General features: G+C 60.0%; 7 protein-coding genes and 1 pseudogene. 7 read left to right on the top strand and 1 reads right to left on the bottom strand.

Translation table 11 applies throughout. The annotated features are described in order from the left end of the window. The 7 genes from OKB81_RS18360 to OKB81_RS18330 form a co-directional block, all read left to right on the top strand. Positions 1–1269 (top strand): ABC transporter substrate-binding protein (locus OKB81_RS18360; RefSeq protein WP_442866125.1); only part of this gene is annotated, 1269 nt, incomplete at its 5' end. A 97-nt stretch (positions 1270–1366) separates the two neighbouring features. Beyond that, the gene (gene oppB, locus OKB81_RS18355) at positions 1367–2287 is read left to right on the top strand and encodes an oligopeptide ABC transporter permease OppB (RefSeq protein ID WP_270664265.1); all 921 of its coding nucleotides are present in this window, start codon (positions 1367–1369) and stop codon (positions 2285–2287) included. A gap of 14 nt (positions 2288–2301) precedes the next feature. Beyond that, the gene (oppC, locus tag OKB81_RS18350) at positions 2302–3213 is read left to right on the top strand and encodes an oligopeptide ABC transporter permease OppC (protein WP_010674331.1); all 912 of its coding nucleotides are present in this window, start codon (positions 2302–2304) and stop codon (positions 3211–3213) included. 108 nt (positions 3214–3321) lie between these two features. After that, a complete protein-coding gene (locus OKB81_RS18345; protein ID WP_270664266.1) occupies positions 3322–4308 on the top strand; it encodes an ABC transporter ATP-binding protein in 987 nt (328 codons plus the stop codon). After that, the gene (locus OKB81_RS18340; RefSeq protein ID WP_016351082.1) at positions 4305–4418 is read left to right on the top strand and encodes a hypothetical protein; all 114 of its coding nucleotides are present in this window, start codon (positions 4305–4307) and stop codon (positions 4416–4418) included. The genes OKB81_RS18345 and OKB81_RS18340 overlap by 4 nt, the downstream gene beginning before the upstream one ends. After that, positions 4419–5414, top strand: a complete 996-nt coding sequence (oppF, locus tag OKB81_RS18335) for a murein tripeptide/oligopeptide ABC transporter ATP binding protein OppF (RefSeq protein ID WP_270670280.1) — start codon at positions 4419–4421, stop codon at positions 5412–5414. It begins immediately after the preceding gene. Between the two features lie 435 nt (positions 5415–5849). Beyond that, the gene (locus tag OKB81_RS18330) at positions 5850–6794 is read left to right on the top strand and encodes a TerC family protein (protein ID WP_029314355.1); all 945 of its coding nucleotides are present in this window, start codon (positions 5850–5852) and stop codon (positions 6792–6794) included. A gap of 42 nt (positions 6795–6836) precedes the next feature. Here the strand turns inward: OKB81_RS18330 and OKB81_RS18325 are convergent. Continuing rightward, a pseudogene (locus OKB81_RS18325) lies at positions 6837–7079 on the bottom strand (IS4 family transposase); the annotation flags it as partial. Positions 7080–7157: the final 78 nt, after the last annotated feature.

Genomic DNA, 7157 nt, shown 5'->3' with positions numbered 1-7157 from the left:
AGGAGGTCACATGGAAGATCAGATCCTGGAAAACGGGAATGGTTCCGTTCAGGGCGCTACTTGTGTATAAGAGTCAGCATCAATGCCTCCGACATCATCGCGGGCAAGAAGCCGGCCGACACCCTGGGCGTGAAGGCGGTGGACGATCACACCTTCGAGGTGCAGCTGGAGAAGGCGGTGCCTTACTTCGTCAGCATGCTCTCCCACACCACCACCTATCCGGTCCCGAAGAAGGTGATCGAGAAGTTCGGTGACAAGTGGACCCAGCCCGGCAACATGGTATCCAACGGCGCCTACGTGCTGAAGGACTGGGTGGTCAACGAGCGCGTCGACGTCGAGCGCAACCCCAACTACTGGAACAACGGCAAGACCGTCATCAACAAGGTGACCTACCTGCCCATCCAGTCCACCAACGCCGAGCTGAACCGCTATCTGGCTGGCGAAGTGGATCTGACCTACAACATGCCCATCGAACGCTTCAAGCAGATGAAGAAAGAGCTGCCGGACGAAGTGAAGGTGAGCGGCTATGTGGGCACCTACTACTACACCTTCAACACCAAGCGCAAACCTTATGACGACGTGCGGGTGCGTACTGCACTCACCTACGCCATCGATCGCGACGTGATCGCCGACAAGGTGATGGGCAAGGGTGAGACCCCGGGTTATGCCCTGGTGCCCGACTTCGTGGACGGCTTCAAGCCGGTGGCACCATCCTGGTCCAAGCTGACCCAGGCAGAGCGCGATGCCAAGGCGAAAGAGCTGCTGACCGAAGCCGGTTACGGCCCGGGCAACCCGCTCAAGTTCGAGCTGCTCTACAACACCGACGACAACCACAAGAAGGTGGCCGTGGCCGTCGCCTCCATGTGGAAGAAGCTCGGCGTGCAGGTGAGCCTGGTGAACCAGGAGTGGAAGACCTATCTGGAGACGCTCAAGCAAGGTCAGTTTGATGTGGCCCGTCGTGGCTGGATTGCCGACTACAACGAAGCCTCCTCCATGCTGGATCTGATGCAGACCACTCACGGCAACAACGACGGCAAATACTCCAACCCGACGTTCGACAAGCTGATGAGCGAGTCCCGCAACCAGGTGGATGCCGAGGCGCGCAACAAGCTCTATGTCCAGGCCGAAGAGATCCTGGCCAAGGACATGCCGATCGCCCCCATCTATCAGTACGTGACCTCCCGTATGGTCAAGCCCTACGTGGGCGGCTACCCGGCCAACCCGCTGGACAACATCTACAGCAAAGACATGTACATCGTTGCTCACTGAGTAAAGAAACAAGTCGCATAACAAGCAGGGCCCGCCAGACGGCGGGCCTTTATTACAACCGCGACCCTTTGGAAGCAGTACAGGACAGGAAATGTCTATGTTGAAATTCATCCTTAAACGTCTATTGGAAGCGATCCCGACTCTGCTGGTCTTGATCACCGTCTCCTTCTTCATGATGCGCTTCGCCCCGGGCAACCCCTTCACCAGCGAACGCGCCCTGCCGCCGGAAGTGCTGGCCAACATCGAAGCCAAATATGGCCTGGACAAGCCCATCGGCATACAATACCTCACTTACCTCGGCAATCTGGTCCAGGGGGATCTGGGGCCCTCCTTCAAATACAAGGACTTCACCGTCAATGATCTGGTGAGCCAGGCCCTGCCTGTCTCCGCCAAGATAGGCTCGGTCGCCTTCCTGCTGGCGGTGACCCTGGGGGTCACCTTCGGCACCATTGCGGCCCTGAAACAGAACACCCTCATCGACTACCTGTTGATGTCGTCGGCCATGGCCGGGGTGGTGATACCCGGCTTCGTGCTGGCACCGCTGCTAGTGCTCTTCTTCAGTATCTATCTGGGCTGGTTCCCGGCGGGAGGCTGGCAGGGGGGCGGCGCCCAGTTCATGGTACTGCCGGTGTTCGGCATGATGATGTACTACATCTCGGCCATCTCCCGCATCATGCGCGGCAGCATGATCGAGACCATGAACTCCAACTTCATCCGTACCGCCCGCGCCAAGGGGCTGCCCCTGCGCCACATCATCCTCAAGCACGCGCTGCGCCCGGCCATGCTGCCGGTGGTCTCCTACCTGGGACCGGCCTTCGTGGGCATCATCACCGGCTCCGTGGTCATCGAGACCATCTTCGGCCTGCCGGGGATTGGCCAGCTGTTCGTCAACGGTGCCCTCAACCGTGATTACTCCATGGTGCTCGGTCTGACCATTCTGGTCGGCGCCCTCACCATCACCTTTAACGCCGTGGTCGATATTCTCTATGCCGTCATCGATCCCAAGATCCGTTACTAAGCCGGGAGTTCATCATGGTAGTCACAACTGAAAAGCGCGAAGCCGTCGAGGCGTTCGCCCAGAAAGTGGAAGTGGTGGAAGGACGCTCCCTGTGGAAGGATGCCCGTCGCCGTTTCCTGCGCAACAAGGCGGCCCTGACCAGCCTCATCATCCTGACCATCATCGGTCTGGCGGTGATCGTGGGGCCCCACCTGTCCCAGTACACGTTCGATGACCCGGACTGGGGGGCCATGCAGAGTGCCCCGGACATGGAGACCGGCCACTGGTTCGGCACCGACAGCCTGGGGCGCGACCTGTTCGTGCGTACCCTGCTCGGCGGACGCATCTCCCTGATGGTCGGCATCATGGGGGCCCTGGTGGCCGTCATCATCGGCACCCTCTATGGCGCCGCGTCAGGCTTTATCGGCGGTCGCGTCGACAGCCTGATGATGCGCGTGCTTGAGATCCTCAACGCCTTCCCCTTCATGTTCTTCGTGATCATGCTGGTGACCTTCTTTGGTCGCAACCTGGCCCTCATCTTCCTCGCCATCGGCGCGGTGAGCTGGCTCGACATGGCGCGGATCGTGCGCGGCCAGACCCTGAGTCTCAAGAGCAAGGAGTTCATCGAGGCGGCCCACGTCTGCGGCGTCTCCAAGTGGAAGATCATCACCCGTCATATTGTGCCCAACGTGCTCGGCATAGTGGCGGTTTACGCCACCCTGCTGGTGCCGGGGATGATCATGTTCGAATCCTTCCTGAGCTTCCTGGGTCTGGGCGTGCAAGAGCCCATGACCAGCTGGGGCGCCCTGCTGGATGAAGGCTCCAAGTCGATGGAAGTGGCCATCTGGCAACTCCTGTTCCCCGCCGGTTTCATGGTGGTGACCCTGTTCTGCTTCAACTTCCTCGGGGATGGTCTGCGTGATGCCCTGGATCCCAAGGATCGCTGATACCCAGGGACCGGCAAGACGCCAAGGGGCCATCAGACCCGTTCAGGGAACGCACCGCGTTCACCACGGGCAGGCCCCCATCACGACAGCGCGATAAGGAGTACTGAGATGAAATTACTGGATGTGAAAGATCTGCGGGTCGAGTTCAAGACCCCGGACGGCAATGTGGTGGCCGTCAACGACCTCAACTTTTCTCTTTCTGCTGGCGAAACCCTGGGGATCGTCGGGGAGTCAGGCTCAGGCAAGTCCCAGACGGCCTTTGCCATCATGGGGCTGCTCGCCAAGAACGGTGTCATCACCGGCTCGGCCAAATTTCAGGGGGACGAGATCCTGAATCTGCCGGAGCACAAGCTCAACAAGATCCGCTCCGAGAAGATCGCCATGATCTTCCAGGACCCCATGACGTCGCTCAACCCCTACATGAAGGTCAAGGATCAGCTGATGGAAGTGCTGATGCTGCACAAGGGGATGACCAAGGCTGCCGCCTTCGAGGAGTCGGTGCGCATGCTGGATGCGGTGAAGATCCCCGAGTCGCGCAAGCGGATGAACATGTACCCCCACGAATTCTCCGGCGGCATGCGCCAGCGGGTGATGATCGCCATGGCGCTCCTGTGCCGGCCGCAGCTGCTCATCGCTGACGAGCCGACCACGGCGCTGGACGTGACGGTACAGGCCCAGATCATGACCCTGATGAACGAGCTCAAGCGCGAGTTCAACACCGCCATCATCATGATCACCCACGATCTTGGCGTCGTGGCCGGCATCTGCGACAAGGTGCTGGTGATGTACGCAGGCCGGACCATGGAGTACGGCCGGGTCAACGATATTTTCTATCGCCCGAGCCACCCCTATACCGAAGGCTTGCTGCGCGCCATTCCCCGCCTAGACACCGAAGGGGAAGAGCTGCCCACCATTCCGGGCAATCCGCCCAACCTGCTGCGTTTGCCCACCGGCTGTCCCTTCCAGGAGCGCTGCCACCGGGTGAGCGAGATTTGCGGCAAGCAGTCGCCAGTTCTGACGCCGTTCAACGACGGCCGGGAGCGGGCCTGCCATTGGGTGTCTGATGCCATCAATGCCAAGGAGGTGAGCGTATGAATGCTGTTATATGCGGCCAGCAATCCTCCAAGCTCCTGACGCCGTTCAACGACGGCCGGGAGCGGGCGTGCCACTGGGTATCGGATGCCATGATCAAGGGAGTGAACTAAATGGGTACTGACAAGAAACTGCTGCTGGAAGTGTCCGACCTCAAGGTTCACTTCCATATCAAGAGTGACAAGGCCTGGCCCTGGGCCAAGCCCTCCGCCCTGAAGGCGGTGGACGGGGTGACCCTGCGCCTCTACGAAGGGGAGACCCTGGGCGTCGTGGGGGAGTCCGGTTGCGGCAAATCCACCTTCGCCCGTGCCCTCATCGGCCTGGTACCGGCCACCGACGGCAAGGTGGTGTGGCTTGGGCAGGACTTGACCAAGCTCGAGCAGAACGCCCTGCGGGAGAAGCGCAAGGAGATCCAGATGATCTTCCAGGACCCGCTGGCCTCCCTGAACCCCCGCATGACCATAGGGGACATCATCGCCGAGCCCCTCATCACCTTCTACCCGACCCTGCCAAGGGAAGAGGTGAAGGAGAAGGTGCGCGCCATGATGACCAAGGTGGGTCTGTTGCCGAACCTGGTGAACCGTTACCCCCATGAGTTCTCCGGCGGCCAGTGCCAGCGCATCGGCATCGCCCGGGCGCTCATCCTCGAGCCCAAGATGATCATCTGTGACGAGCCGGTCTCGGCGCTGGATGTCTCCATCCAGGCTCAGGTGGTGAACCTGCTCAAATCCCTGCAAAAGGAGATGGGGCTCTCCCTCATCTTCATCGCCCACGACCTCTCAGTGGTCAAACACATCTCCGATCGGGTGCTGGTGATGTACCTGGGCAACGCGGTGGAGCTCGGGACCGGCAAGGAGATCTTCGCCAATCCCCTGCACCCCTATACCAAGGCGCTGATGTCGGCGGTCCGCATCCCGGATCCGGATCTGGAGCGCAGCAAGGTCATTCAGATCCTGGAAGGGGACTTGCCATCCCCCATGAATCCGCCCTCCGGCTGCGTGTTCCGCACCCGCTGCCCGGTGGCTGGCCCGGAGTGCGCCAAGACCCGGCCACAGCTCGAGGGCAACTTCGACCACGCGGTTTCCTGTCTCAAGGTGGATCCGCTCTGAGAACCTGTTAACGATCTTGCTGCGAGGCCGTGATCAAGGCTCATGCGCTGTTCGGAATCCTCATGTATTCATATACATTCCGGTTCCTGCGCTGCTCTTTACCTTGTTGACGACCTCTCGCGACAGCTCGTAAACAGGTTTTAAGGAGAACCGTATCGAGAAGGGCGCGTGCTGGCGCCCTTTTTATTGCATGGGGGATAAGATGCCTCTTGGCGCCAGCGGTTGTCGCTGCTACTATCCGCCGCACAAGGGGAGTAACTTCTCGCCGGTTTGTCGTCATTACGGTGCACCCATATCCTGCAGTGCACCCGGCAGCCGGGCAGTTGACGCAAGTCGGCTGTAAGTGAGACCTTGCCGAGAGGCAAGGTGTATCTGCTCCAAACGCGAACCCACTGCCTCCCGGCCGTGGGTTTTGTCGTTTTGGGAGAAGTGAAAATGGGTGAATGGTGGATGTGGACCGGTTTCTTCAGCATAGTGCTGGTCCTGTTGTGGATTGATATCCGCTTTGTCGGTGGCGGCAAGGCGCACAAGGTGTCGCTGAAAGAGGCGGGCATCTGGTCTCTCATCTGGGTCAGCGTGGCGCTCCTGTTCAACCTGGCCATCTGGCTCTGGCTGGATCACAGTGCCGGGCGCGAAATCGCGAACCAGAAGGGGCTGGAGTTTCTCACCGGCTACCTCATCGAAAAGGCACTGGCGGTGGACAACGTCTTCGTCTGGCTGATGCTGTTTGGCTACTTCGCCATCCCGGCGGAGCTGCAGCGCCGGGTCCTGCTCTACGGGGTGCTGGGGGCCATCGTGATGCGCGCCGGCATGGTGTTCGCGGGCAGCTGGCTCATCGAGCAGTTCCACTGGATCCTCTACCTGTTCGGGGCCTTCCTGCTGCTGACCGGTGCCAAGATGCTGTGGGCGGCCGACAAGGAGCCGGATCTCGAGAACAATGCCCTGCTCGGCTGGATGCGTCGTCGCTTCAAGGTGACCGAGACGCTGGAGGGAGAGAAGTTCTTCGTCTGGCGTGACGGTGTGCGCTACGCGACCCCGCTGCTGCTCATCCTGGTGCTGGTGGAGGTGAGCGACCTCATCTTCGCGGTGGACAGTATCCCGGCCATCTTCGCGGTGACCACGGATCCCTTCATCGTGCTCACCTCCAACATCTTCGCCATCATGGGGCTGCGCGCCATGTACTTCCTGCTGGCCGGGGTGGCCGATCGCTTCGCCCTGCTCAAATACGGCCTGGCGCTGATCCTGATGTTCATCGGGGTCAAGATGTTGCTGCTCGATATCTTCAAGATACCGACCGGCATCGCCCTTGGCGTGGTGGCGCTGATCCTGCTGGCCTCCATGGGGCTGAGTCTGCTGATGACCCGCAAAAAGGCGGCGTGAACGGCGCAGTAAAAAGGGCTCCCTCGGGATAATGCCAGTCAGTTAAGCCTGACTGGCATTGTTTTTACTAGGTTTTCTCGTCGCATACTTCTGTGGTTTGGCTTTGATGCACCTTGGGTAACTTCGTTCTCGGCGGGCGGGTAGCTTGAACTGCTCTGCCTGTTTGTCCAACTCAGCGACACGCCCTGGAACCATGCCCGGTGACACAAACGGCAGGCAACTGAGTTCATGCAGCAGATACACCGATGCCATGTGAAAGCTCAACTGGCTGGCCGTATAGCCCTTTCATGTACAGGACCTTAAGCGTTGAGTCCCTTTAAAACTCCTTCCAAGGTCCTGTTCTGTATCGATTTTCTCTGCTTG

Origin of the sequence: Aeromonas sp. QDB56 (assembly GCF_027705505.1) — a bacterium.
In the GTDB taxonomy this organism is placed as follows: Bacteria; Pseudomonadota; Gammaproteobacteria; order Enterobacterales; family Aeromonadaceae; genus Aeromonas; species Aeromonas caviae.
Note: the sequence above shows the minus strand (reverse complement) of the source record. Positions and strands in the feature narration are given on the sequence as shown.